Consider the following 25714-nt stretch of genomic DNA (forward strand, 5'->3'; position numbering starts at 1 on the left):
AGGGCAGAAGCGGGCTTTTGTGAGGCCCGTCGCGCTTGCCGGGCCGGGGAGGATGGCTTTAAGCCCTCAGGCGAGCCGATCCCGCCCGCCAAGGACGTTCGCCCATGACCTCTCCCGCCCCGACCGTGGTGTTCGACCTGGACGGCACATTGGTGGAGTCCGCGCCGGATCTGGTGGGCGCGCTGACCGCCGCGCTCGCCGCCGAGAACCTGCCGCCCATCCCCGAATCCGAGGTGCGGGCCATGCTGGGCGCGGGCGCCCGGGCGCTGGTGGAGCGGGGCCTGAAGGCGGCGGGCGTCACCCTGCCGGAGCCGCGCGTGCTGGAGCTCTACCGGGTGTTCCTCGATCATTACGATGCCCACATGGCCGACCGCAGCCACCTGTTTCCCGGCGCGGAAGGAGCGCTCGACCGGCTGGCGGGGAGGGGCGCGCGGCTTGCGGTCTGCACCAACAAGCTGGAGCGCTTCGCGGTGAAGCTGCTGGGCGAACTCGGCGCCGCGGAGCGCTTCGGCGCCATCGTCGGCGGCGACACCTTCGGCGTGGCGAAGCCCGACGCGGCGCCGGTGCTGGGCGCGATCCGGGCGGTGGGCGGCGATCCGGCCCGCGCCGTGATGATCGGCGACAGCATGACCGACGTCGCCGCCGCCAGGGCGGCCGGAATCCCTTGCGTCGTCATGAGCTTCGGCTACACGCCCGTGCCCGCCCGCGAGCTCGGCGGCGACGTGACGATCGACCGTTTCGACGAACTGGACGCGGCGCTGGCCGGGCTCGGCCTGCTCTGATCCTGTGGACAGGGGAGGCGGCGACGGATTTTTCGCGCGCGGACGATTGAAATCCGCGCCGAACCGTCGTAATGAGCCCTCCTCGCAACGGAGCCCGAATAGCTCAGCGGGAGAGCACACCCTTCACACGGGTGGGGTCACAGGTTCGATCCCTGTTTCGGGCACCATTTTTCCTAAAAAAATCACGTCGCGCGTTCCGCAAGCGAGCCGTGCGCCCTCGTCTTGGCGACAGGTTCGGCTGCGCGTGAAGCGTTCGCTCCGGTTCGAGCGCGGTCGTCAACGCCGTCCAGACATGGACCCGCGCTCATGCGCCGCCCGGTGCGGGCGGGGCGTAAGCGCGGGGGCGCACGGTCAGCGGATGCCGCCGCTTACGGTGATGTTTTCGCCGGTCACCCAACGGGCGTCATCGGATGCGAGGAACGTGACGACACTGGCGATGTCGTCGGGCCGGCCGGCCCGACCGAGCGGGGTCTGAGCCACCAGTCCGGCTTCCATCTCCGAGCCCGCAATGCCGGCGCTCTGCGTGCCTTCCGTCACCACGTATCCCGGGCTGACCACATTCACCCGGATTTTGCGGGGGGCCAGTTCGTTCGCAAGCACGCCCGAAATGGCGTTCACCGCGCCTTTGGTCCCGGCATAGGCCGCCGCGTTCGGCGAGTTCACATGCGTGATGGCCGAGGAAATGGTGATGACGCTCGCGCCCTCTCCCAGATGCGGCGACGCGGCCTGAGTGGCCAGCAGGACGCCGAGCACGTTGACGTCGAACTGGCGCCGGTAGTGCTCCTCCGTCAGTTCCTCGATCGACGCGAACTCGTAGACGCCTGAGTTGTTGACCAGCACATCGAGTCGGCCGAACCGCTCCACCGCCGCATGGATCAGCGCCTGCGCGTCGGCGACCTTGGACACGTCGCCCTTAACGGCGACGGCCTTTCCGCCCGCTGCGGCGATGGCGCCCACGACCGCGTCCGCCCCCGCCTTGCTCGACGCGTAGTTGACGATGACGGAAGCGCCGTCGTCCGCCAGAGCTTTGGCGATCGCCGCTCCAATGCCCTTGGATGCTCCGGTCACCACCGCGACCTTGCCTTTGAGCTTCGACATAATCTCACATCTCCGATGTGGGCGACCGTCGGCCTGACGGCCTTTGTCCCATTGTTCGGAAATATGGAACTATGATCCGTCGATCAAGGCCCTATATGATGAAAACATGAGGCCCCTGATTCACCCGGCGATCGAAGATGTGCGCCCGGAAGCGATCATCCACGCGCTGTCCGACCCCAACCGCGCCGCGATCTTCGCGAAGATCATGCGGGCCGGCTGCGTGCAGGCCTGCTCCGCCGTGGCGGCGTTGGGCGATCGGGTGATCCCCAAGTCGTCGCTCTCCAATCATTTCAAGGTGCTGCGCGAGGCCGGCCTGATCCGCAGCGAACGTCACGGGGTCGAACTGCGGAACCATTCGCGCTGGGCGGAAGTGGAGGAGCGCTTTCCCGGTCTCCTGCCAGCCATCATCAACGCCTACGCGTCGAACGCCCCGAGCGGCGCGCAGGGAGCCGGTCCGTCCAAGGGCGAGTGATCTGACAGTGAGAACGGCGGTCGCCGTTGCGCCGCGCGCCGCCTCCGCCAAACGATGTCCGGCGGGAGGACGTTTGGTTGGAACTTTCGCGGCGGTGGATCGCTTCCTTCGTAAACAGGAGGAAACCATGGACCGCACGCAGGACATCCGTGATCGCGCCTACCAGATCTGGATCGAGGAAGGGCAGCCCAGCGGTCGCGAGCGCGAGCACTGGGAGCAGGCCAGCCGGGAATTGGGCGACGACGGCGGCGAGGCCGCCTCCAAGCGGCAGGCGGCGCCGGGCACGGCGGTCGGCGGCGGCGAAAAGGCGGCCGCTGCGCTGTCTGGGAGCGATGCTCCTCCGCGTCGCAAGCCGGCCTAATTTCACGGTTGTCGCCGCGCCGACGGGATCGGATCGGCGCGGCGGAGACCGGGGCGCAAACCCGGCGATTGAACCGCGCCGGAGCCCGGAGCGACTAAGCGGTCGTCAATGCGGCTGGGTCGGGAGGGTGTACCCGCCGGTGCGGATGCGTTCGGGCAGGCGCTCCACGAAGCTCGCGGTCGCTTCCTCGCCGAAAAACAGCACGAACTCCTTCAGCGCCGCGAACAGCGCGGCGTGGGCCACGCAATCGGGCGCGAGGCCGTCGAGCAGCGCTTCCTCCCAGGCCTCGTCCAGATAGACCAGAGCCGCGCGGCGGTCGTCGGTCACCGCGTCGTCAGTCTTCGAATCGTTCTGCGCCATTCCATGTCCTTCCGTCCCACCCTGAATCTAGCGGAACGCGGCGCAAAGTGGATCGATTCTGGAAGAAACGGTTAACGCCGAAGGGACAATTCGACAGGTTTCCCGGCTTTCACGGCCCGTAGCGCTCGCTGACGTCGGTCGCCACCGCCTTCGCCTCGGCCAGGAACCGGCGCGCGGCGAGCTCCGCCGCCGGCGTGCAGGCGCGGTAGCTGCGGGCCCAGGCGCGGTAGCTGTCGTTGAAGGCGCCGGCCAGGCGGTCCCGCCGCTCGGGCGATGCGCCTTCCGCCAGCACCAGGCTCGCCATGCGCTCGCGCCAGACGCCCGCGTCCGAGGCCCCGCACACGGCGCGCAGGTGGTGAAGCCCGCCCAGCACCTGAGCCAGCCGGATGAGCTGCGGCTCGTAGGGCGGCGCGGACGCGGGCGCAGGGGAGGGGGCGTTCGCGGCCGGCGGGGCCTTGGGCGGCGTCCTGCGCTCGCCCGCGCCCGATTGCGCCGCGGCCTCGCCTGAGGCGGCCAGCGCGAACACGAACAGGAGAAGGAAGCGCGCGGCCGTCGTCACGGGCGCGACTGTGCCGCGAGGCTCTGGCCGTGACAAGCGCGTCAGCCCGCCCTCTCCACCGCCGCGGCCACCAGCGGCCCGAGCCGTGGCGTGGTCTCGAGCGCCGCGAGCGCGTCCGGCGCGAACCAGCCGACCTCAAGCGCCTCGGGGCCGGGAACGCCGTCGCCCGCGCGCCAGCGGCCGGCGAAGGCCAGGATCGTCACATGTCGCTCCACCGCGCCGTCGTCCGCCTTCAGGATCACGTCCACCACGTCGATCAGCCCGGCGATGTGGGCCGAGACCCCGGTCTCCTCGGTCAATTCGCGCAGCGCCGCCTCGGCGGCGGTCTCGCCCAGCTCGATCATGCCGCCCGGCGCGGACCAGACGCCGCGCATGGGAGCCGCCCCCCGGCGCGCCAGCAGCGCCCGGCCGTCGCGCACGCAGATCAGGCTCGCGGCGACGAACGGGCGCGACGGCCGGGTCCGCAGGGTGTCGTCTCCGCTCATGCCCGGGACAGATCGCCGTGGATGACCGCGTCCGCGCGCGCGAGCAGCGGCCGCGTCTCGGCCGCGAATCCCGGGGCAAGCCGCGGAACGGCGTCCGCCGGCGCGTCGCGCAGCCGGCCCTGCGCCGCTGAAAGCCAGCCGTTCAGGTCGGCGATGGCGGCGTCGAAGGCGGCGCGAATCCGCGGATCGGCGGCCTCGTAGGCGGCGATCGCCACATGGCGGCCGCTGAGCGCCGAACGTTCGAAATGCGCCCGGTAGGACAGCGGCGCCCAGTCGAGCACGTCGTCGACCAGTTCCGGCATGTCGCCGAGCAGTTCGAGCAGCATGATCATTTCATTGAAATGGTTGAGGTAATCCGTCGCGAGCCCGGTGTCTGGGTCCACGTTGGCCTGGATCATCTCCTCCCGCGAGGGCGCGGCGGGAGGGGCAAGCGTCTCGATTTCGGATGCGACGGCGGACATAGACGAACGTTCCAGAGGCGCCTCGGTCGAGGGGCGCCAAGATCATCCTAGGCATCCGCTTTCGCGGGCGTTAAGCCTAAGGCCACGGTCGGGTCAGGAAAACTTCGTATGTGTGGACGTTTCGCGCAGACGAGCGGCAGAAAGGCCATCGAAGCCCTCGTCGGATCGATGGAGGGCGACGATCTACCCTCCCGCTACAACATCGCGCCCACCCAGCCCGTGGCGGCGGTTCTGGCGGAGAACGGCGTCCGGACGCTCGCGGCCCATCGCTGGGGGCTGGTGCCGAGCTTCGCCGCCGACGAACGCGCGCTGCCGGTGATGTTCAACGCCCGCGCCGAGACGCTGGCGCAGAAGGCGGTGTTCCGCTCGGCGCTGCAGCGCCGGCGCTGCCTCGTGCCGGCGGACGGCTGGTACGAATGGAAATCGGTCGGCCGATTCAAGCAGCCCTATCTGATCCGGCGGCCGGACCGGCGCCCGTTCCTGTTCGCCGGCCTGTGGGAGAGCTGGACCCGCCCGGACGGCTCCGAACTGCGCTCGGTCGCGATCGTCACCGTCACCGCGAGCCCGGACCTCGCCGGCATCCACGAGCGCATGCCGGCGGCGCTGCCGGAGGAGATGTTCGAAGCCTGGCTCGACACGCGGGTGGACGGCCGCAGCCTTGCGCTGCGGGGCTTGCACCCGGCACCGGTCGGCGCCTTCGAGGCGGTCGCGGTCGGCGCCCGGGTCAACCAGGCCTCCAACGACGATCCGGAGGTGCAGCGGCCGGTCTATCCGCCCAAAGAGCCGCTGGAGCTGGCGCAGCCGCGGCTGATCTGAGACCGGAGCGTCAGCCCTTGGTGGAGAGCGCCCGGCCGCGGGGCGAAATGCGCTCGGCGTCCTCGTAGAGCACGGGCCGCACGCATTCGCTGGGGACGCGCACCACATAGGTGCGCTTGATCCAGCGGCAGGCGGCGTAGCCGTAATCGCCCGCGTAGCAGACCTGCTCCTTGTAGGGCGTCTTGAACACGCGGACGGGCTCGCAGCGGCGCGCCGCCTCGTGCCCGGCCTGGGCCGCGCCGCCGGTGACGAGCAACTGCAGGGCGAGCGCGAACATCAGACGTCCGGCCAGACGGGTCATCGGGGCTACTCCATACACAAACCCACGCAAACGCCGCCCACCTTCGCGCCTGCGGCGTTAAGGGCGGGTTTCCGACAGGATCGCGCCGGGGTTGAGCAGGCCCTTGGGGTCGAGCGCCCGCTTCACCGCCCGCATCAGGTCGAGCTCCACGTCGGACTTCACCTCCGCCAGCAGCCCGCGCTTCAGCCGGCCGACGCCGTGCTCGGCGGCGACCGAGCCGCCGTAGCGGGCGACCACCGCATGCACCACCCGGTTCATGGCGTCCCAGCCGGCGAGATAGGCCGCCTTGTCGGCCCCCACGGGCTGGGACACGTTGAAGTGGATGTTGCCGTCGCCGATGTGGCCGAACGCCACCACCCGCGCGTCCGGCGCGTGGTCCGCCACCGCCGCCGTCGCCTCCGTCACGAACTCCGCGACCGAGGACAGCGGCACGGACACGTCGTGCTTGATGGAGCCGCCTTCGTGGCCCTGCACCTCCGACAGCCCATGCCTTATGCGCCAGAACGCCTGCGCCTGCTCGCCCGAGGCCGCGATCGCCGCGTCCTCCACCACGCCGGCCTCGAACGCCTCGCCGAGGATGGTCTCCAGGGTCTCGGCGAGGCCGCCCTCCAGCGGGGAGGACAGCTCCAGCAGGATGTACCAGGGGTGCGGGCCCTCCAGCGGATCGCGGGTTCCGGCCATGTGGCGGAAGGTGAAGTCGAGCCCGATGCGCGGCATCAGCTCGCAGCCGGTGAGCGTCGGCCCCGCATGGGCGCGGGCGATGCGGAACAGCTCCACCGCCGCCTGGGGCGAGGCGAGGCCCGCCAGCGCGGTCGCGGTCTCCCGCGGCGCCGGATAGAGCTTCAGCACCGCGGCGGTGACGACGCCCAGCGTGCCCTCCGAACCGATGAACAGGTGCTTCAGGTCGTAGCCGGTGTTGTCCTTGCGCAGCCGTCGCAGCCCGTTCCAGATCCGCCCGTCCGGCAGCACCGCCTCCACGCCCAGCACCAGATCGCGCATGTTGCCATAGGCCAGCACCGCGGTGCCGCCGGCGTTGGTGGCGATGTTGCCGCCGATGGTGCAGCTGCCTTCCGAGCCGAGGCTCAAGGGGAACAGCCGCCCGGCCTCCGCCGCCGCCTCCTGCGCCCGCTGCAGCGTGACGCCCGCCTCCGCCACCATAAGCGCGCCGCCGGCGTCCACCTCGCGGATGCGGTCGAGCTTCGCGGTGGAGAGCAGGATCTGCGCGCCGTCGGGGGAGGGGGTCTGGCCGCCCACCAGCCCGGTGTTGCCGCCCTGGGGCACCACCGCCACGTCGTTGTCGTAAGCGAGCGCAAGGATGGCGGACACCTGCTCCACCGTGCGCGGCGTGAGCGCCAGCGCCGCCTTGCCGCGATAGAGGCCGCGCGGCTCCACGAGCTTGGGGGCGGCGGCGTCCCCGTCCAGCGCGTCGCGGTCGGCCACCAGGGCGCGGAAGCGGGCTTCGAGTTCGGGCGTCATCACAGGCTCGCGTAAGGCGTCAGGGGCGGGGGGCGGCGGCGCGGGCGAGCCGGTCGCGGATCGCTTCGCCGAGGCCGGCGGCGGGAATGGGCGCGACCGCGATCACGGCCGCGCGGCGATCGAGGGCGCGCAGGGCGCCGAACAGGCGGGCCGCGGCTTCCGCGGCGTCCCCGCGTGGCGACAGGTTGATCACGGCCACGGCGTCGCCCTCGCCGGGCAGGGGCTCGGGCCCGAAGGCGAGCAGCGCCTCGCCGGGCCTCACGCTTTCGGCGTCGAGCCGCAGCGCCGCATCGGGCGCGTAGTGGGAGGCGAGGGCGCCGGGGGCCATGGGCGCCTGCGCCGGTGCGGAGCCGGCGTCCAGCGGGCGCCCCAGCGCGCGTTCGATCTCGTCGCGGGCGATCCCGCCCGGCCGCAGCAGCCGCACCCGGCCGTCGAGGCAGGCGAGAATGGTGGACTCCACCCCCACCGAGGCGGCGCCGCCGTCGAGCACCGCGTCGATGCGACCGTCGAGGTCGCCGAGCACATGCTCCGCCGTGGTGGGGCTCACCCGGCCGGAGCGGTTGGCGGAGGGCGCGGCGATGGGGCGACCCGCCGCCTCGATCACGGCGCGGGCGATCGGATGGCCGGGAACCCGGAGCGCGAGCGTGGGCAGCCCGGACCGCGCGAGATCGCTCACCGCGCAGCCGTCCAGGGCTGGCACCACCAGCGTCAGCGGGCCCGGCCAGAACGCGCGCGCCAGCCGGTCCGCGTCGGCGTCGAACGCGCCGAAGCGGCGCGCTTCGGAGAGAGAAGACGCATGCGCGATCAGGGGGTTGAACGCCGGCCGCCCCTTGGCGGCGTAGAGCGAGGCCACCGCGCGCGGGTCGGTGGCGTCGGCGCCGAGGCCGTAGACGGTCTCCGTGGGGAAAGCCACCAGCCCGCCCTGCGCCAGCAGCCGGCCGGCCTCCGCCGTCTCCGCCGGGCCGAGGCGGCGGGTGACGCGAAGCGGGGTCTGCGGCGCTGCGGTCTGGGTCACGTCCTGACGGATCTCAAAAGGCTGAACGGCAGGTTCTTGTGCGCTCCGGGGCTTCCGCGCGCAAGCGGAGAGGGCGGCGCCCGGACGGCGTGGAGCGAGACGACCCCTTCAGTGAGCCCAAGCCGATCTGCTCGACCGCGGGCGTTCGGCTTTCGGCGCCGGCGAGCCCTGAGGGGCGTCGCATTGAGCTTATCCGGACGTCGTCGATCCATGGTCGTGTTGTGGAACGCTTTCACATGATGTTTCGTTGTAAAAACACATCGTCGGATGTCGATGAGCGAATATTCGCCTAAAGATGTCCAACCAAAGTCGTGCAGGAGTTTTAATCATGCACCCTCTGTCTGGCACCCCGTTCGCGTTCTGGATGACCGCCATGTCCTGGTGGCTCCACGCGCAGAGCCGATAAAGCAGGTCGAGAAGACCTTCCGGCGCCGGGTGCGGCGAGAAAAGGGCGTCCCATGGGGCGCCCTTTTCTTATGCGCGGTTCACGACAGCCAGATCTCCAGCGTGCCGCGCCTTGGCGCCGTGGAGCGCCTGCGGAAGTCCTGCGTGAGCGGCGCGGCGCCGTCCATCTGCTTCAGCGCGCTTTCGAGCTTCGCCGCGGCGGCCTCGTCGCCGTCGTAGAAGAACCGCACCAGATCGCGCCGCACCGCACGGGGCACGCCGCGCACGGCGGCGACGTCCACGCCCTGCTCGCGCAACGCGTGGGCCAAGCTCGCCGCCCGGCGCCGCGCTTCCGGATCGTTCGCGCGCACATGGATGAACACCCGCACGCCTGTGGCCTCAGAGGCGGAGGCCGCGCTTTCCGCAGGAGGACGGCCGGAGGTCTCGTCCGTCTGCGCTGACGCCAGCTCCTCCTTCGCGTCAGAGGGCGAAAGCGGCGCCGTGAGCTCGGAAATCTCGCGCTGCAGCGCCTCCCGTTTCGCGGTCAGATCGCGCAGGCGCGCTTCCTCCGCCTCGGCGGCTTCCGTCGCGGCGCGGAGGCGGCGTTCGATCGCCGCAAGCTCGGTCCCGGAGGGTGCGGCCGCAACCGCGCCGGCGGTCGCGGCCGCAGGGCGCGATTCGTCGCGGGGCGCTTCAGACGCCGGTTCGCCGGACCCGGCGGCCCAGGCCGCGAGCGCGACCGTCGCCAGTCCAAGAGCCAGAAGCATTGGACGTTTTGGCCACTTGGCCGCTTTCGCCTCCCGCTGCATGAAGGCGGAAGCGCCGGTGAGCGGCGTGCGGTCCTGTGACTTCGCCCTGTCGGCCGTCATGGATTGCTCCTCTCCCGCTCCTCAATGGTCATAGCGCTCTTCCGTGGCCGATCCAGCATCGGCGACCGGAAGTGCGGCTGTCGCGCGGCCATATTGCGACGCAATATCGCCGTCATTGCGTGCAGATGCACGACAAAATCCCGAGCATTTCAGATGTTCCCGGCGAGGTGTGGCACCGGGTAAACGCATGACAGCAATGCGCTGGGTTGCGTTGCAGCATGGCGGGCGGCCCGGTATACCCAGTCTTGTGTCTGGCTCTGGTCGGACGCAGCCCTCCTTGGGCGTTTCCTCCCTAGACTTTGGGCCGGCTTGCCGGCCCTTTTTTTTGGCCGGAGCCGATCCATGACGAGCGCGTGCATGACCGCCGAAGCGTCTGGTCCAGACGAGACGTCGCGCGAGGCGGCTGCTCCGGTCTCCGCCCCCTATGGCGCGGCGGCGGGCCAGATCGCGCTCGCGGTCGGCGGGCTCGCCATCGGCACCGGCGAATTCGCCGCCATGGGCGTGCTGCCGGAGGTGGCGAAGGACATCGGCGTCTCCATTCCCGAAGCCGGCCATCTGATCAGCGCCTATGCGCTCGGCGTGGTGGTCGGCGCGCCGCTGTTCGCGATCGCGCTGTCGTCCGCGCCGCGCCGCGCGCTGCTGATCGGACTCATGCTGTTCTTCGCGCTCGGCAATCTTGCGAGCGCGCTCGCGCCCGGCTACCTCGCCGTGAACGCGGGCCGGTTCGTCGCCGGCCTGCCGCACGGCGCTTATTTCGGCGTCGCGTCGCTGGTCGCCGCCTCGCTCGCGCCGCCGCACCGCCGCGCCCAGGCGGTCGGCAACGTGCTGCTCGGCCTCAGCGTCGCGAATGTGGTCGGCGTGCCGCTGGCCACATGGCTCGGACAGGCTTTCGGCTGGCGCGCCACCTTCGTGGCGGTGGCGGCGCTCGGGCTGCTGACGGCGCTCGCGGTCCGGATCTGCCTGCCGCGCATCGCCGCGCCGCAGGGCGCGAGCCCGGCGCGGGAGCTGACCGCCTTCCTGAAGCCTCAGGTCTGGCTGACGCTGGGCATCGCCGCCATCGGCTTCGGAGGCATGTTCGCGGTCTACAGCTATCTTGCTCCCACGCTGACCCACGTCACCGGCCTCGCTCCGGGGGCCGTGCCGGTGATGCTGGCGGTGCTCGGGTGCGGCATGATCGTGGGCAACATCGCCGGCGGCTACTTCGCCGACCGCGCGCTCAAGGCGACGATTCTCGGCGTGCTGGTGTGGAACGCGCTTGCGCTTGCGGCCTTCTCGGTCGCCTCGTCCTGGGTCTGGCTTGCGGCGCCGAACCTGTTTCTGATCGGCGGCTGCCTCGCCATCGGCCCTGCGCTGCAGACGCGTTTGATGGATGTGGCCGCCGACGCCCAGACGCTGGCCGCGGCGCTGAACCACTCCGCCTTCAATCTCGCCAACGCGCTCGGCGCCTGGCTTGGCGGACTGGCGCTGCTGTTCGGCTATGGCTGGACGGCTCCGTCCTGGGTGGGGGCCGCGCTGGCGCTCGGCGGCCTCGTGGTGGCGCTGGCCTCGTTCGGGCTGGAGCGCCGCGACGCGCATCGCCGTCAGGCCGCGTCCAGATAGGCGGCCGCCAGCCGCAGGTCGTCCACGAACCGGCCATACTCCCGCGCCTGCGCTTCCCGGTCCGGCAGGCGCAGCAGATAGGCGGGATGCACCGTGACCAGCGCCACGGAGCCATCCGGCAGCGTCTCCACGCGGCCGCGTCGCTCGCCAACCGTCACCGGCGCCCCGAGCACGGCGCGCGCGGCGGTGGCGCCCATGGCCACCACCAGCTTCGGCCGCACCAGCGCCCGCTCCCGGGCGAGCCAGGGCGCGCAGGCCCGAACCTCGTCGACCTTCGGCGAGCGATGCAGTCTGAACTTGCCGCGCGGCTCGAACTTGAAATGCTTGACCGCATTGGTGAGGTACAGCCGGTCGCGCGTCAGGCCCGCCTCCGCCGCGGCCCTGTCGAACAGGGCGCCCGCGGGGCCGACGAAGGGGCGTCCCGCGATGTCCTCCCGGTCGCCGGGCTGCTCGCCCACCACCATGATGGACGCGTCCTTCGGCCCTTCGCCCGGCACCGCCTGGGTCGCGGGCGCCCACAACGGACAGGCGCGGCAGCCGTCGATCTCCTCATGCAGCACGGCGAGCGAGTCCGGCTGGCCCACAGGGGCCGGCGCTCCCTCAGGCGTTCGCAGGCGGGTCGGATTGCGTTTCGCCGGGGTCGGGGCCGCCTGGGTCATCGCTTCGGTCGCCTGTCCGGCCTTGGCGATGAGAGACGGAATGAGCGCGGCCTCGGGCAGGTTGCGCCAGTACTTGCGCGGCATTTCCGACCGCATGGCGGCCACCTTCAGCCGCGCGGGATTGAAGATGCTGGCGTAATAGGCGCGCCACACATCCTCCATGGCGTCGTCGGCCTGCGCGGCGGCGCGTCGGGCGCCGGCGCCGAAGGTCAGCTCCCGGCCGTCCCAGAACGCGGAGCGCTCCGGCGTCAGAATGGCCCACCGCATGGCGGCGAAGCGGCGGACGAAGAACGGCGCGGTCGCTTCCAGAATGTGATGCTCGGGTTCGAACCAGGACGCGAAGCTGCCGTCGCCCGCGGCCCGAAACCGCACGAAGGCGGTCATCTTGTGGGCGTCGCGCCGCACCGCCTTGGCCAAGGCGGTGGCTCTGGCCACGTCGGGATCAGCCGCGTCGTCCAGCGCCGATCGTTCGGCTGCCACGCGCCGCAGCAGCCGGTAGCAGAGATCGAACCGGGTGGCATCGGAATGCAGCAGCGCGCGCTCCGCAAGCTCCACGAACGCGCGGGGGATGGCGCGCGTGGGCGCCGGATCCTCACAACTTTCCACGTCCTCGCCCGCGTCCGCGAACAGATCGCCCGCCTCGCGCCCAACGCGCCAGATGACGTCCGCAGGCTCCACCTCGCGCGCGAGCAGCGACCGCGCCGCCGCGCGCCAGCCGGCGACGTCGGCGTCGTGGGCGAGCGTCACGCGCCGGGGCGTCACAGGCCGAGCGCCAGCTGGCGCGGCGGCGGAACCAGCCGGTCGCGCAGGTTGGCGGCGTCGAGGACGCTGACGCGCGGGCGATGGTCGATGGTCGCCAGAAACGGCAGAGCCTTGCCAAGCGGCGCCCGCATCCGCTTCAGATCCTCGACGCGCAGCGCCCGGAACCTGCGGGCGCTGAGGATGCGCTCCACGGTGGTGCGCCCAAGTCCGGGCGTCCGCAGCAGCTCCTCGCGGGAGGCGCGGTTGACGTCGAGCGGAAACAGGCCGCGATGGCGCAGCGCCCAGGCGAGCTTGGGATCGAGCGCGAGGTCGAGCATGCCGTCAGCTTCGGTGATCTCGTGAACCGAGAAGCCATAGAACCGCATCAGCCAGTCGGCCTGGTAGAGCCGATGCTCGCGCATGAGCGGCGGGGCTTTGGACGGCAGCCGGGAACTGGCGTCCGGGATGGGGCTGAAGGCGGAGTAGTAGACCCGCTTCAGCCGGTAGGACCCGTAGAGGTTGGCGCTGGTCTCAAGCGTCGCGCGATCGTCGCTGTCGTCCGCGCCGATAATCATCTGCGTGCTCTGGCCGGCGGGCGAGAACCGGGGCGCGCGCGCCTCCGCCTTCGCCTCCTCGATGCGTCCGCGCAGCTGCGCCATGGTCCGGCGCACCGCGCGGGCGTCCTTCTCCGGCGCCAGCTGGGACAGTCCGGCTTCCGTCGGCAGCTCCAGATTGATCGAGAGGCGGTCCGCGTAGAGCCCGGCCTCGGCGAGCAGCGCGGGATCGGCGTCCGGGATGGTCTTCAGATGGATGTAGCCGCGAAAGCCATGGTCCAGCCGCAGGGATTTCGCCACCCGAACCACCTGCTCCATGGTGTAGTCCGCGCTGCGGACGATGCCGGACGAAAGGAAGAGGCCCTCGATGTAGTTGCGGCGGTAGAAATCGAGCGTGAGGTCGACCACCTCCTTCACCGTGAAACGGGCCCGGCGCACGTTGCTCGAGGCGCGGTTGACGCAATACAGGCAGTCGAAGGCGCAGGCGTTGGTCAGCAAAATCTTGAGCAGCGAGATGCAGCGCCCGTCCGGCGCGTAGGAATGGCAGATCCCGGCGCCTTCGGTGGAGCCCAGGCCCTGCGCCTGGCCGCCGGGGCGGGCCGGGCCGGAATGACGGCGATCCGTCCCGCTCGACGCGCAGGACGCATCGTATTTCGCGGCGTCGGCGAGAATCGACAGCTTGACGGCGAGGTCCACGATCGCTCCCCCTCATTAGCGTTATGTATTTCGTATGTTCATTAAATGTTCTTGTCAACGTCCGCGATGTGTGATGGATTGCCGAGGCTTTGGTGGGCTGGATGGACGGAGAACGCCGGCGCGGAAGGGGCTTGGGCGGCGCGTCTCGTCGCCTGACGCCGGGGAAGGCGAGGAAAACATCGGCAGATTTTGACGTCGGCTTCGGGAAGGGCCTAATCTGCGTCGGGCGGTGATTCCTTGCGGAGTTTGCAATGTACAAGTTCCAGATTTACAAGGATAAGGCTGGCGAATACCGGTTTCGGTTCATTGCATCCAACGGGCAGACGCTGTTCGGTTCCGAGGGCTACAAGTCCAAAGCCTCGGCCGTGAGCGCCATCGAGTCGATCAAGAAGAATGCGCCCGGCGCGGCGACGGACGACACCACCACGGCGGTGGCCTGACGTTCCGACGTGTTTGGGCGGATATGACGCCGGCGATGGACGACTTCACGTTTTACGAGTTCTTCGCCGGCGGCGGCATGGCGCGCGCCGGGCTCGGGGTCGGCTGGCGCTGTTTGTTCGCGAACGACCTCAGCCCGAAGAAGGCTGCGGCCTACCGCGCCAACTGGGGCGATGCGGATCTCCACGTGGGCGACGTGCATGCGCTGCGTCCGGACCAGGTGCCCGGACAGGCGGATGTGGCCTGGGGGTCGTTCCCTTGCCAGGATCTGTCGCTCGCCGGCGCCGGCGCTGGGCTTGACGGCGCGCGATCGGGCGCGTTCTGGGGCTTCTGGGCTCTGATCGAGGCGCTGGGCGTCGAGGGACGGGCGCCGCGGGCGCTGGTGCTGGAGAATGTCTGCGGCGCGCTGACCTCGCGCGGAGGCCGTGATTTCGCGGCCATCGGCGAGGCGCTCGCCGGCGCCGGCTACCGCTTCGGCGCGCTGGTGATCGACGCGGCGCTGTTCGTGCCCCAGTCGCGGCCGCGGCTGTTCATCGTCGCGTTCCATGAGGCGGCGGGCGTGGGGAGCGTCGCTTCGGGGGTCTCGCCCCGGGAGCCATGGCATCCGAAGGCGCTGGTGGTCGCCCGGGAGCGCCTGAGCGACGAGGCCAAGCGCCGCTGGCTCTGGCTCGAGCCCGCGGCGCCGCGGGCCAATGTCGCCCGCCTCGACGATATGATCGAGGACGCGCCGACGGGGGTGCGCTGGCGGTCGGCGGAGCAGACGGAGGCGCTTCTTGCGTTGATGGCGCCGCTGCATCGGGCGCGGGTGGCGGCCGCGGTGTCGTCCGGCGAGCGGCGCGTGGGCACGGTCTATCGGCGCATGAGGCTGGACGCGTCCGGCGCCCGGGTCCAGCGGGCCGAGGCGCGCTTCGACGGCGTCGCCGGCTGTCTCCGCACCCCCGCGGGCGGGTCCAGCCGGCAGACGCTGCTGGTGATCGAGAACGGCGTCGTGCGCAGCCGGCTGCTCTCGGCGCGGGAGGCGGCGCGGCTCATGGGCTTGCCGGACGATTATGTTTTGCCGGCGAAGTACAACGACGCTTACAAGCTCGCCGGCGACGGCGTGGCGGCGCCGGTGGTGCGGTTCCTGGCGGAGCAGGTGCTGGAGCCGGCGCTTGGGCGGCCGACGCCGGCGCGGGCTGCGGGGTGACGACGGAGGCCCCGGAGCGCCGCTCGGCCATCATGCGCGCGGTGAGGGCGCGCGACACCCGGCCCGAAATGCTGGTGCGCCGCGCCGCGCATGGCCTCGGCTACCGGTTTCGACTGCAGGCGAAGCATCTGCCCGGGCGGCCCGATCTGGCGTTCCCGTCCCGGAAGAAGGTGATCTTCGTGCACGGCTGCTTCTGGCACGGGCACGACTGCGCGCGCGGCGCGCGGGCGCCCAAGACCAACGCCGAGTACTGGCGGCGGAAGATCGCCCGCAACATGGTCAGGGACGCGCACGCGCTCGCGGCGCTGGCCGATCTCGGCTGGGACGCGCTCGTGCTGTGGGAATGCGAGCTCAAGCCGCCCGCGGCGCTTGCGGAGCGCCTCGTCGCCTTTCTGGGGAAACGCGGAGCGCCGTCGTCGCAGGACGACAGCGCCCCTTCCGGCATGTGACGCCCGTGGTCGTTGTGTCGCAGGCCGCGCGCGCGGTGGTCGAACGACCGAAATGCGCCCTATAAAGCGAATGCGCCGCGGATGGAGACGCCATCCGCACCCGCTGGTTCAAGGGAGAAGCGCCCCCATGGCATCTCGCCTTCGCCCGGATGACGCGCGGCCCGCGCTGATGTCCTGCCGTCTTTCGCCCGAGCGCGAGGACGCCCGTCTCGCGACGCTGCGCTCCTACGATCTGCTCGACACGCCGCAGGAGGAGAGCTTCGATCGGCTGACGCGGCTCGGTCAGCGGCTGTTCGACACGCCGGTCGTGCTGATCTCGCTGATCGATCGGGACCGGCAATGGTTCAAGTCGCGGCAAGGGTTCGAGGCGCAGGAGACGCCGCGCGAGCCGGCCTTCTGCAACATCACCATTCAGCGGGATGAACCGCTGGTGGTGTTGGACGCCACGCGCGACCTGCGCTTTGCGGACAATCCCTTCGTGGTGAGCGCGCCGCACATCCGGTTCTACGCCGGCGCGCCGCTGCGCACGGCGGAAGGGGTCGCGCTCGGGGCGCTGTGCGTCATCGACACGAAGCCCCGCGCCTTCGCGCGGAAAGATGTGGCGGCGCTGAACGATCTCGCAGGCGTGGTGATGGACGCTTTCGATCTCCGGCGGCAGGCGACGACCGACGCGCTGACCGGCGTCCTGTCGCGCCGCGCCTTTCGGGTCGAGGCGGAGCGGGGGCTGGATCACGCCGCGCTGCGCGGAGGCCCGTTCAGCCTCGTGACGTTCGATCTCGACCGCTTCAAGTCGGTCAACGACACCCACGGCCACATGACGGGCGATCTGGTGCTGCGCCGCGCGAGCGCGGCCTGCCAGGCGGAGCTCAGGGCCGGCGATCCCCTCGGCCGTCTCGGCGGTGAGGAGTTCGCGGTGGCGCTGCCCGTGGGAGAGGCCGAGGCGCTGGAGGTGGCGCGCCGGCTGCAGCATGCGATCGCGGCCGAAACGTTCGAGAGCGCGAACGGCCCGTTCCAGGTCACCGCCAGCTTCGGCGTGGCGTCATGGCCGGAGGCGGGCGCTGGCCTGGACGACCTGATGGCGTCCGCGGACGCTGCGCTCTACGCCGCCAAGGCGCAGGGACGCGACCGCTGCGTGTCGGCCGCGCCGGCGTCCCGCGCCAGCCCTTTCGCCGCGCGGGGCCGGGAGGAGCGCGCCTGACGGGCGCAGCCGATGGCGGCCGCCGCTCTCACTCGTCCATCTTCAGCGCGGCGATGAAGGCTTCCTGCGGAATCTCCACGCGGCCGAACTGGCGCATCTTCTTCTTGCCGGCCTTCTGCTTGTCCAGCAGCTTGCGCTTGCGGCTGGCGTCGCCGCCGTAGCACTTGGCGGTCACGTCCTTGCGCAGCGCCCGGATCGTCTCGCGGGCGATGATCTTGCCGCCGATGGCGGCCTGCACCGGGATCTGGAACAGGTGCGGCGGGATCAGCTCCTTCAGCTTCTCGCACATCACCCGGCCGCGGGCCTCGGCGCGGGTGCGGTGCACCAGCATGGAGAGCGCGTCCACCGGCTCGGCGTTCACGAGGATCGACATCTTCACCAGATCGCCGATGCGGTAGTCGGTGATGTTGTAGTCGAACGAGGCGTAGCCCTTGGAGATGGACTTCAGCCGGTCGTAGAAGTCGAACACCACCTCGTTCAGCGGCAGATCGTAGACCACCATGGCGCGCTTGCCCACATAGTTGAGGTCGATCTGCACGCCGCGCCGGTCCTGGCACAGCTTCAGCACCGCGCCGAGATAGTCGTCCGGGGTGAGGATGGTGGCGCGGATCCACGGTTCGGCGATGTCCGTGATCTTCATCACGTCCGGCAGGTCCGCCGGGTTGTGCAGCTCGATCTCCGAGCCGTCGGCCATGTTGATCTTGTAGACCACCGACGGCGCGGTCGCGATCAGGTCGAGGTTGAACTCGCGCTCCAGCCGCTCCTGGATGATCTCCAGATGCAGCAGGCCGAGGAAGCCGCAGCGGAAGCCGAAGCCGAGCGCGGCGGAGCTCTCCATCTCGAAGGTGAAGCTGGCGTCGTTCAGGCGCAGCTTGCCCATGGCGGCGCGCAGGTCGTCGAAGTCGGCGGCGTCCACGGGGAACAGGCCGCAGAACACCACCGGCTGGGCGGGGCGGAAGCCCGGCAGCATCGCGGCGGCCTGGCGCTTCTCCTCGGTGATGGTGTCGCCGACGCGGGTGTCGGCCACCTCCTTGATGGAGCCGGTGAGGAAGCCGATCTCGCCGGGACCGAGCTTCTCCACGTCCGCCATCTTGGGCGTGAACACGCCGACCTTGTCCACGTCGTAGACCGCGCCGGTGCCCATCAGGCGCACCTTCATGCCCTTCTTGAGCACGCCGTCCACGATGCGCACCAGCACGACGACGCCGAGATAGGCGTCGTACCAGCTGTCCACCAGCATGGCCTTGAGCGGAGCGTCCACGTCGCCCACAGGCGGCGGCAGGCGCTTCACGATCGCCTCCAGCACCAGATCGATGCCGATGCCGGTCTTGGCGGAGATCGGCACCGCGTCGGAGGCGTCGAGGCCGATCACCTCCTCGATCTGCTCCTTGATGCGGTCGGGCTCGGCCGCAGGCAGGTCGATCTTGTTCAGGACCGGCACGATCTCGTGGTTGTTGTCCAGCGCCTGATAGACGTTGGCGAGGGTCTGCGCCTCCACGCCCTGGGAGGCGTCCACCACCAGCAGCGAGCCTTCGCAGGCGGCGAGGCTGCGGGACACCTCATAGGCGAAGTCCACATGGCCCGGCGTGTCCATGAGGTTGAGGATGTAGCTCTTGCCGTCCTCGGCCGTGTAGGTCAGGCGCACGGTCTGCGCCTTGATGGTGATGCCGCGCTCCTTCTCGATCTCCATGGAGTCGAGAACCTGTTCGGTCATCTCGCGCGCCTGAAGCCCGCCGGTCTGCTGGATCAGGCGGTCGGCGAGCGTGGACTTCCCGTGGTCGATGTGGGCGACGATGGAGAAGTTGCGGATGTTGGTCTGGGGCGCGGCGGTCATGGCCGCGCGGATAGCAGGGACCGCGCGACTCGGCAAGGAGATCAGGGGCCGCGGCGTCTCACAGCGGCGCGCAGGCGGCCTCCAGCCAGCGCGCGGTCGCCGGATCGACCAGCGGGGCGACCTCGGCGAGAACGCGGGCGTGGTAGGCGTCGAGCCAGGCGCGCTCCTCCGGCGTCAGCAGGGCGGGCAGGACGGCGCGGCGGTCGATCGGGGCCAGCGTCAGGGTCTCGAAGCCCAGCATCGGCCGTTCGGCGCCCAAGATCTCCCGCGGCTCCACCAGCACCAGCGTCTCGGTGCGGATGCCGTAATGGCCCTCCCGGTAGTAGCCGGGCTCGTTGGACAGGATCATGCCCGGTTCCAGCGGCGTGGTTCCGAGCTTGGAGATGCGCTGCGGCCCTTCGTGCACCGAAAGATAGGAGCCGACGCCGTGGCCGGTGCCGTGGTCGAAGTCGAGCCCGGCCTCCCACAACGGCCGCCGCGCGAAGGCGTCGATCTGGGCGCCGGAGACGCCGCGCGGGAACACCGCGGTGGAGATGGCGATGTGGCCCTTCAGCACGCGGGTGAAGCGGTCCTTCATTTCGTCCGAGGCTGCGCCGATCACCACGGTGCGGGTGACGTCGGTGGTGCCGTCCTCGTACTGGGCGCCGGAATCGATCAGGTAGAAGCCGGGGGTGAGCGGGGCGTCGCTGACGCGGGTGACCCGGTAGTGGGGCAGAGCGGCGTTGGCGCCCGCGGCGGAGATGGACGGGAAAGACACGTCCTTCAGCTTGCCCGTCTCCCGCCGGAAGCTCTCCAGCGCTTCGGCGCTTGAGATTTCGGTCAGGCCGCCCTCCGGCGCCTCGGCGTCGAGCCAGGCGAGGAAGCGGCAGAGCGCGGCCGCGTCGCGCCGGTGGGCGGCCCGGGCGCCGGCGATCTCGACCGCGTTCTTCACCGCCTTCAGCCTGGCGACGGGATCGGCGCCCCGCTGCAGCGTCGCGCCCGCGGCTTCCAGCCGGCGCGCGAAGGACGCCGCGGTGGCGCCGGCGTCGAGCCGCACGGTCGCGCCCGCCGCGCCGAGCGCGTCGAGGCCCGCGGGCAGGGCGTTGGGCTCGGCCACGTCCGCCAGCGTCTCCAGAACCACGCGCACGGCGTTGGAGAGTTTTCGACCGTTGATGTACACGGTCGGCCGTCCTTCGGCCGGGATCACCGCGAAGCCCAGCGGCAGCGGCGTGTGCGCCACGTCCGCGCCTCGGATGTTGAAGGTCCAGGCCAGCGCATGGGCGTCGGCGGTGAACAGCGCGTCGGCGCGGGAATCCTTTAGCTCGGAGCGAAGGCGATCCAGCTTGGAGGCGGCGTCTTCGCCGGCGAAGGCGATGTCGTGCAGCTGCACGGGCGTGGAGGGCGGCGCCGGTCGGTCGATCCATTCGGCGTCGACGGGGTTCTCGTCCAGCGGGACCAGCCGGGCGCCGGCGGCGCTCGCAGCCTTTTCCAGCCGCTCCAGCCCCTCAAGCGTGTGCAGCGTGGGATCGTAGCCGATCGTTTGACGGGAGCCCAGATTGGCCTTCAGCCAGTCGGCCGGCGTGGTCTCGCCCACGTTCACCGTGGTGAAGGCGGCGGCGTCCACCTGCGTCCGCGCCTGCACGGTGTAGCGCCCATCCACGAACAGCGCGGCCCGCTCCTTCAGCACGACGACGAAGCCGTAGGAGCCGGTGAAGCCCGTGAGCCACGCCACCCGCTCGGCGCAGGCCGGCAGGTATTCGTTCTGGTGTTCGTCCGCCCGCGGCAGCAGGAAGCCGTCGAGCCCAAGCGCGTCGAGCCGCGCGCGCAGGCGCGCGAGCCGCGGCGCCCCCTGGCCCGGATCGGCGGTTTCCTCGAACGACTGGAACACGGCTTCGAACATGATGGTCTCCTCGCGCCGACCGGCGTTGTAAGCCAGTTCGGCGCGAGGCGCATCCGCCCGCGCGGGCGTCAGTGCGCCAGCAGCAGCGGGACCGGGCTTTCGCTCAGCATGCGCTGGGTGACGCCGCCGAACAGCCATTCCAGCAGCGAGGAGCGGGCGAAGGCGCCCATGACGATCAGGTCGGCGCGCACGAGCCCCGCCTGATCGCGCAGGCTCGCGCCCACGTCGTCGCCCGCGGGCAGCTCCTTGACCACGGCGTTGACGCCGTGGCGGCCGAGCGCGACCGTGAGGTCCGCGCCCGAGGCGCTGCGGGACAGGTCCTTCTCGCCCACATAGCAGACGATCTCCACCGTCTCGGCGGCGCGCAGCAGCGGCAGGGCGCCGGCGACGGCGCGGGAGGCCGGCTCGCTGCCGTCCCACGCCACCAGCACGGTCCTGCAGGCGAAGGCGTCGACGCCCCTGGGCACGACGATGGCGGGGCGTCCGCCGGCGAAGATCAGCGCCCGTAGCAGGCCGCCGTCCACGGAGAGGACGCTCGCATCCGCGTCGAGCAGAACGAGGTCGCTGACCCGGGCCTGCGCCAGCAGCCGGTCGCGCAGCTCCGCGTAAGGAAGCTGGGGCGCTTCGGTGACGCAGGCGACGCCGCCGAGCGCCGCGCCGCGCCGAACCTCGTCCGCCACCTGCTCGGTGAGCGCGCGCAGGCGCTTGTTCTCCGCCGCGATCAGGCCGCCGGCGGTGGCGCCGCCCCGGCCATGGGGCAGGTCCAGCGGCACCGACGCGGAATGGACCACTAGGCGGGCGTCGGCCGCGGCCGCCAGAGACAGGCCATAGGCGAGCGCGGCCGAGCGTTCGCCCTCGCCCTCTTCCGTGGCGGCGACGAGGATGGTCTTGACGTTCGCGATCAGCGGCATGGCGCGTGTCCTCCGAAAGGGTTCGGAGACCGTTCCTGCCGGGGGCCGCGCGCTCAGCCGATGATCTGGATCAAGCGGCGCGATCACGCTTGCGTGTCAGGCGGCGAGCACCAGCGTGGACCAGCCCTCGAGCTGACGCGCGACGACGAGGTTGAGGCCCTGCGCCCGGTAGGCGTCGAGCACGCGCTCCTCCTCATGGGTCATCAGGCCGGAGAGCACCACCCGGCCGTCCTCCGCCAGATGGCGCTTCACGTCGGGCGCGAGCTCCACCAGCGGGCCGGCCAGGATGTTGGCGACGATCAGGTCGAACGGCCCGCGTTCGGCGAAGACCGGATGGTCGAAACCGGTGGCGTGAACCGCCTCCACGAAGGCGCCGGCGCCGTTGGCCTCGGCGTTCTCGGCCGCGATCTGGACCGACATCTCGTCGATGTCGGTGGCGAGCACGGGGCCGCGCTGGGCGAGCGCCACCGCGATGGCGAGCACGGCGGTGCCGGCGCCGAGATCGAGCACGCGCTCGAAGCGGCGCTCGGTCAGCAGCTCGTCCAGCGCCAGCAGGCAGCCCCGGGTGGTGCCGTGATGGCCGGTGCCGAAGGCGAGCGCGGCCTCGATCTCGATGCCGATGGCGTCCGCCGGGATCTTGTCGCGATCGTGGGAGCCGTAGACCACGAACCGGCCGGCGGGCACGGGGGCCAGGCCTTCGAGGCTCTTCGCCACCCAGTCCGCCTCCTCGATCGCGTCGGCCTCGATGCGAAGCCCCGCGCTTTCCGGCCCGAGCGCCTCCCGCAGCGCCGCGGCCAGCTCCTCGGCGGTGGCGTCCGGGCCGCCGTAGACCTCCACCGCCCACTCATCCTTGGCGGTCTCGAACGCGGAGACGGAGGCCTCGCCGAAGGGGAAGGCGTCCTCCAGCACGTCGGCCACGCGCTTGGCGGTGGCTTCGTCGAGACGCAGGCGGACGAGCGGGGTGGACATGGGCGGCTCCCGTAATGGCGGCCGACCGGCCGCGGGCACGCTTATGGACGGAAATTCCGGTCGCGCAAGGGCGCAGGGGCCGCGCCTGAACGCGCGAAGGCCGGCGGAGGGCGTCCGCCGGCCTTCGGAGACGATGCGGATCAGGTCGCGATCAGCCGATGCCGACGCCCTGATACTGGAAGCCGCGCTCGATCATGTCTTCCTTGCGGTAGACGTTGCGCAGGTCGACCACGACCGGGGACTTGAGCAGGCTCTTCACGCGGGTCAGGTCGAGCGCGCGGAACTGGTCCCATTCGGTCAGGATCACCAGCGCGTCCGCGCCGTCGATCGCCGAATAGGCGTCGTCCACATAAGCGACGTTGGGCAGGTGCGGCTTGGCCTGGGCCATGGACTCGGGGTCGTAGGCCTTCACCTTGGCGCCGGCCGCTTCGAGCGCCGGGATGATGGCGAGCGAGGGCGCCTCGCGCATGTCGTCGGTGTTCGGCTTGAAGGCGAGGCCCAGAACGCCCACGGTCTTGCCCGAGAGGTCGCCGCCGAGCGCGTCCTTGATCCGCTCCGCCATGGCGAGCTTGCGGGCCTCGTTCACCTCCTCGACCATCTCGACGATCTTGATGGGGGTGCCGAAGTCGCGGCCGGTGCGCACCAGCGCGCGGGTGTCCTTGGGGAAGCACGAGCCGCCAAAGCCGGGGCCGGCGTGCAGGAACTTGGAGCCGATGCGGCCGTCGAGGCCGATGCCGCGGGCCACTTCCTGAACGTTCGCGCCGGCCTTCTCGCAGAGATCGGCGATCTCGTTGATGAAGGTGATCTTGGTGGCGAGGAAGGCGTTGGCGGCGTACTTGATCAGTTCGGCGGTGCGGCGGCCGGTGAACACCAGCGGCGCCACGTTGAGGTAGAGCGGGCGGTACAGCTCCTCCATCACGTCCTTGGCGCGCTCGTCCTCGACGCCGACCACGATGCGGTCCGGGCGCTTGAAGTCGCCGATGGCGTTGCCTTCGCGCAGGAATTCCGGGTTGGAGGCCACGGAGACGTCCGCGTCCGGGCGGGTCTCCTTGATGATGCGGGCGACCTCGTCGCCGGTGCCGACCGGAACCGTCGACTTGTCCACGACCACGGTGTAGCCGTCGACCGCCTTGGCGATCTGACGGGCGGCCTCGTAGACGTAGGTCAGGTCCGCATGGCCGTCGCCGCGCCGCGACGGGGTGCCGACCGCGATGAACACCGCGGCGGCGTCCTTCACGGCGGGTCCGAGATCGGTGGTGAAGGTGAGGCGGCCGGCTTCCACGTTGCGGGCGACCAGATCGTCGAGGCCGGGCTCGTAGATCGGCATGACGCCGTTCTTCAGCCCTTCGATCTTGGCGGCGTCGGTGTCGACGCAGGTGACTTCATGTCCGAAGTCCGCGAAGCAGGCGCCCGAAACAAGCCCCACATAGCCAGAACCGATCATCGTGACGCGCATGCGGCCATCGTCCCCCTGAGGTCCAAGGCGCCGGGGCCGTTCTGGGCGTCCAGCCCCACCCGGCGCGCCGCTCTCACGCGAGCGGCCCTTCGTCTTAAGAGAGCCCCTTCGCAAACGCAACACAGGCCGGTGATCGCCGCAGGGCTGCCTGGGATCGCCCCGCGCACGGCCGCTGGAGCGCAAGGCTTTGAACGAAAAGACGGGTTCGGGCCGGGACGCCGCCCGCTCCGGCGCGACGTCGCGCCGCGCTGGACGGAATGTCAGACCGGTCCGGCGAGGCGGCGGTAGAGATCGGCGTAGACGGCCGCGGAGGCGTTCCACGACACGTCCGAGCGCATGCCGTTGCGCTGGATTCGACGCCATGTCTCGGGCTCTGCGTGCAGCGCCGCGACCCGGCGCAGCGCCGCCTCCAGCGCGGCCTGATCGCCGCTCGGAAACTGCAGCCCTGTGGCGACGCCGGCTGCGAGCGCGGCCGGATTGGCGTCGATCACCGTGTCGGCGAGCCCGCCCACCCGCGCCACCACCGGCACGGCGCCGTAGCGCAGGGCGCAGAGCTGGGTCAGCCCGCAGGGCTCGAAGCGCGAGGGCACGAGAACGGCGTCCGCGCCCGCCTGCAGCAGATGGGCGCGGCGCTCGTCATAGCCGATGAAGGCGCCGATCCGGCCCGGATTGGCCTCCGCAAGGGCCCGGAAGCGGTCTTCCAGCCAGGCCTCGCCCGAGCCGATCAGCGCCAGAGAGCCGCCGCTCTCCAGCAGAGTCGGCGCAGCCTCCGCCAGCAGGTCGAGCCCCTTCTGGCTCGACAGCCGGCTGACCACGCCGAACAGCGGCCCGTCGCCCAGATCGAGCCCGAAGCTCTGGGCGAGCGCCCGGCGCGACGCCTCTCGGCCTTCCAGATTGGCCGCGGAGAACGGCGCCGGCAGCGCCGAATCCGCCTCCGGGTTCCACACGTTGGTGTCGATGCCGTTGAGGATGCCGGACACGTCCGCCGCCCGCGCCCTGAGCAGCCCGTCAAGGCCGAGTCCTGCGTCCGGCTGCAGGATCTCGCAGGCGTAGGTTGGGGAGACGGTGGTAATGTGGTCGGCGAACTGGAGCGCGGCCTTCAGGAACCCGACGCCGCCGAAATACTCCACGCCTTCGATGGCCATGGCCTCGGGCGGCAGGCGCAGCGCCTCGCGCATGGATTCCGGGAACCAGCCCTGGAACGCCATGTTATGGATGGTGGCGACCGTCTTCGGCCGGGGGCCGGGGCCGTAGGCGAGATAGGCGCCCGCAAGCCCCGCCTGCCAGTCGTGCAGGTGCACGATCTGCGGCGCCGGCAGGGATGCGGCGCCCCGCCCGATTTCCGCGGCCGCATAGCCCAGCGCGGCGAAACGGAAGGCGTTGTCCGCCCAGTCGCTTCCGTCGGGGCCGGCGTAGAGGCCGCCGTCGCGGGCGTAGAGATGGGGCGCGTCGAGGACGAGCAGATCAAGGCCCCTGGCGGTCGCCGCCAGAATGCGCGCCGGACCGCCGAACAGGTCGTCGAACCGGGCCACCACCGCGCCGTCGATGAGCGCCGCCATCACCGCCGGATAGCCGGGCAGCAGCGTTCGCACCGCGACGCCGTGGGGCGCGAGCGCGCCGGGCAGCGCGCCCGCCACATCCGCGAGCCCTCCGGTTTTCACGAGCGGGATGACTTCGGACGCGACGGCGAGGACGGAGGTCATGGG

At 70.9% G+C, this 25714-nt stretch carries 26 protein-coding genes and 1 tRNA gene; 10 read left to right on the plus strand and 17 right to left on the minus strand.

What is annotated here, in order from left to right; genetic code table 11:
- Nucleotides 1–104 precede the first annotated feature (104 nt).
- Nucleotides 105–782 carry a phosphoglycolate phosphatase gene (gene gph / locus PKE85_RS07305; RefSeq protein ID WP_271204143.1) on the plus strand — a complete coding sequence of 226 codons (678 nt, stop codon included), beginning with the start codon at nt 105–107 and terminating at the stop codon, nt 780–782.
- Nucleotides 783–874: 92 nt separating this feature from the next.
- Nucleotides 875–949, plus strand: a tRNA-Val gene (locus PKE85_RS07310).
- A gap of 184 nt (nt 950–1133) precedes the next feature.
- Here the strand turns inward: PKE85_RS07310 and PKE85_RS07315 are convergent.
- On the minus strand, nt 1134–1880 hold the full coding sequence (locus PKE85_RS07315; RefSeq protein ID WP_271204144.1) for a glucose 1-dehydrogenase: 747 nt from the start codon (nt 1878–1880) through the stop codon (nt 1134–1136).
- 106 nt (nt 1881–1986) lie between these two features.
- Here PKE85_RS07315 and PKE85_RS07320 point away from each other — a divergent pair, with 106 nt between their 5' ends.
- Nucleotides 1987–2352 carry an ArsR/SmtB family transcription factor gene (locus PKE85_RS07320; RefSeq protein WP_271204145.1) on the plus strand — a complete coding sequence of 122 codons (366 nt, stop codon included), beginning with the start codon at nt 1987–1989 and terminating at the stop codon, nt 2350–2352.
- Between the two features lie 127 nt (nt 2353–2479).
- Nucleotides 2480–2713: a DUF2934 domain-containing protein gene (locus tag PKE85_RS07325; protein WP_271204146.1), complete on the plus strand. Its 234-nt coding sequence runs from the start codon at nt 2480–2482 to the stop codon at nt 2711–2713.
- A 105-nt stretch (nt 2714–2818) separates the two neighbouring features.
- On the opposite strand, the gene PKE85_RS07330 is transcribed toward PKE85_RS07325, so the two are convergent.
- From PKE85_RS07330 to PKE85_RS07345, 4 genes are all read right to left on the minus strand, one after another.
- Entirely contained in the window at nt 2819–3073 is a 255-nt protein-coding gene (locus PKE85_RS07330) for a hypothetical protein (RefSeq protein WP_271204147.1), read from the minus strand.
- A gap of 109 nt (nt 3074–3182) precedes the next feature.
- A complete protein-coding gene (locus PKE85_RS07335; protein WP_271204148.1) occupies nt 3183–3632 on the minus strand; it encodes a TIGR02301 family protein in 450 nt (149 codons plus the stop codon).
- A 41-nt stretch (nt 3633–3673) separates the two neighbouring features.
- Nucleotides 3674–4117 (minus strand): NUDIX hydrolase, encoded by a 444-nt coding sequence (locus tag PKE85_RS07340; RefSeq protein ID WP_271204149.1) that lies wholly within the window; start codon nt 4115–4117, stop codon nt 3674–3676.
- The gene (locus tag PKE85_RS07345; protein ID WP_271204150.1) at nt 4114–4578 is read right to left on the minus strand and encodes a hypothetical protein; all 465 of its coding nucleotides are present in this window, start codon (nt 4576–4578) and stop codon (nt 4114–4116) included. Before PKE85_RS07345 ends, PKE85_RS07340 begins: the two co-directional genes overlap by 4 nt.
- Nucleotides 4579–4686: 108 nt before the next feature.
- Here PKE85_RS07345 and PKE85_RS07350 point away from each other — a divergent pair, with 108 nt between their 5' ends.
- A complete protein-coding gene (locus PKE85_RS07350; protein ID WP_271204151.1) occupies nt 4687–5394 on the plus strand; it encodes an SOS response-associated peptidase in 708 nt (235 codons plus the stop codon).
- 10 nt (nt 5395–5404) lie between these two features.
- Here PKE85_RS07350 and PKE85_RS07355 read toward each other — a convergent pair whose 3' ends face one another.
- The 4 genes from PKE85_RS07355 to PKE85_RS07370 all read right to left on the minus strand — a co-directional run bounded on the left by PKE85_RS07355 (nt 5405) and on the right by PKE85_RS07370 (nt 9439).
- Nucleotides 5405–5695 (minus strand): hypothetical protein, encoded by a 291-nt coding sequence (locus PKE85_RS07355; RefSeq protein ID WP_271204152.1) that lies wholly within the window; start codon nt 5693–5695, stop codon nt 5405–5407.
- A 57-nt stretch (nt 5696–5752) separates the two neighbouring features.
- A complete protein-coding gene (locus PKE85_RS07360) occupies nt 5753–7171 on the minus strand; it encodes an FAD-binding oxidoreductase (protein ID WP_271204153.1) in 1419 nt (472 codons plus the stop codon).
- A 19-nt stretch (nt 7172–7190) separates the two neighbouring features.
- Nucleotides 7191–8186: an L-threonylcarbamoyladenylate synthase gene (locus tag PKE85_RS07365; RefSeq protein WP_271204154.1), complete on the minus strand. Its 996-nt coding sequence runs from the start codon at nt 8184–8186 to the stop codon at nt 7191–7193.
- Nucleotides 8187–8671: 485 nt separating this feature from the next.
- Nucleotides 8672–9439 carry a hypothetical protein gene (locus tag PKE85_RS07370; protein WP_271204155.1) on the minus strand — a complete coding sequence of 256 codons (768 nt, stop codon included), beginning with the start codon at nt 9437–9439 and terminating at the stop codon, nt 8672–8674.
- A 357-nt stretch (nt 9440–9796) separates the two neighbouring features.
- On the opposite strand from PKE85_RS07370, the gene PKE85_RS07375 reads away from it, so the two are divergent.
- Entirely contained in the window at nt 9797–11038 is a 1242-nt protein-coding gene (locus PKE85_RS07375) for an MFS transporter (RefSeq protein WP_271204156.1), read from the plus strand.
- Here PKE85_RS07375 and PKE85_RS07380 read toward each other — a convergent pair.
- Nucleotides 11020–12459 carry a UdgX family uracil-DNA binding protein gene (locus PKE85_RS07380; protein WP_271204157.1) on the minus strand — a complete coding sequence of 480 codons (1440 nt, stop codon included), beginning with the start codon at nt 12457–12459 and terminating at the stop codon, nt 11020–11022. The genes PKE85_RS07375 and PKE85_RS07380 overlap by 19 nt on opposite strands.
- Nucleotides 12456–13688 carry a putative DNA modification/repair radical SAM protein gene (locus PKE85_RS07385; RefSeq protein WP_271204158.1) on the minus strand — a complete coding sequence of 411 codons (1233 nt, stop codon included), beginning with the start codon at nt 13686–13688 and terminating at the stop codon, nt 12456–12458. The genes PKE85_RS07380 and PKE85_RS07385 overlap by 4 nt, the downstream gene beginning before the upstream one ends.
- A 251-nt stretch (nt 13689–13939) precedes the next feature.
- Between PKE85_RS07385 and PKE85_RS07390 the strand changes: the two genes are divergently transcribed.
- The 4 genes from PKE85_RS07390 (at nt 13940) to PKE85_RS07405 (ending at nt 16959) form a co-directional block, all read left to right on the plus strand.
- Nucleotides 13940–14128 (plus strand): YegP family protein, encoded by a 189-nt coding sequence (locus PKE85_RS07390; RefSeq protein WP_271204159.1) that lies wholly within the window; start codon nt 13940–13942, stop codon nt 14126–14128.
- Between the two features lie 35 nt (nt 14129–14163).
- Nucleotides 14164–15312 carry a DNA cytosine methyltransferase gene (locus PKE85_RS07395; RefSeq protein WP_271204160.1) on the plus strand — a complete coding sequence of 383 codons (1149 nt, stop codon included), beginning with the start codon at nt 14164–14166 and terminating at the stop codon, nt 15310–15312.
- Complete coding sequence (locus PKE85_RS07400; protein WP_271204161.1) at nt 15309–15761, plus strand: very short patch repair endonuclease; 453 nt, start codon at nt 15309–15311, stop codon at nt 15759–15761. Before PKE85_RS07395 ends, PKE85_RS07400 begins: the two co-directional genes overlap by 4 nt.
- 127 nt (nt 15762–15888) lie before the next feature.
- Entirely contained in the window at nt 15889–16959 is a 1071-nt protein-coding gene (locus tag PKE85_RS07405; RefSeq protein ID WP_271204162.1) for a sensor domain-containing diguanylate cyclase, read from the plus strand.
- Nucleotides 16960–16987: 28 nt separating this feature from the next.
- On the opposite strand, the gene lepA is transcribed toward PKE85_RS07405, so the two are convergent.
- From lepA to glgA, 6 genes are all read right to left on the minus strand, one after another.
- Nucleotides 16988–18793, minus strand: coding sequence for a translation elongation factor 4 (gene lepA, locus PKE85_RS07410; RefSeq protein WP_271204163.1), 1806 nt, complete (start codon nt 18791–18793; stop codon nt 16988–16990).
- 58 nt (nt 18794–18851) lie between these two features.
- Nucleotides 18852–20672 (minus strand): aminopeptidase P family protein, encoded by a 1821-nt coding sequence (locus PKE85_RS07415; protein ID WP_271204164.1) that lies wholly within the window; start codon nt 20670–20672, stop codon nt 18852–18854.
- Nucleotides 20673–20740: 68 nt separating this feature from the next.
- Nucleotides 20741–21583 (minus strand): universal stress protein, encoded by an 843-nt coding sequence (locus PKE85_RS07420; protein WP_271204165.1) that lies wholly within the window; start codon nt 21581–21583, stop codon nt 20741–20743.
- A gap of 96 nt (nt 21584–21679) precedes the next feature.
- Nucleotides 21680–22552 carry a 50S ribosomal protein L11 methyltransferase gene (locus PKE85_RS07425; protein ID WP_271204166.1) on the minus strand — a complete coding sequence of 291 codons (873 nt, stop codon included), beginning with the start codon at nt 22550–22552 and terminating at the stop codon, nt 21680–21682.
- 151 nt (nt 22553–22703) lie between these two features.
- Entirely contained in the window at nt 22704–24008 is a 1305-nt protein-coding gene (locus PKE85_RS07430; protein ID WP_271204167.1) for a UDP-glucose dehydrogenase family protein, read from the minus strand.
- Between the two features lie 260 nt (nt 24009–24268).
- Entirely contained in the window at nt 24269–25711 is a 1443-nt protein-coding gene (gene glgA, locus PKE85_RS07435; protein WP_271204168.1) for a glycogen synthase GlgA, read from the minus strand.
- Nucleotides 25712–25714 lie beyond the last annotated feature (3 nt).

Source organism: Methylopila jiangsuensis (assembly GCF_027922305.1).
Taxonomy (GTDB): Bacteria; Pseudomonadota; Alphaproteobacteria; order Rhizobiales; family Methylopilaceae; genus Methylopila; species Methylopila jiangsuensis.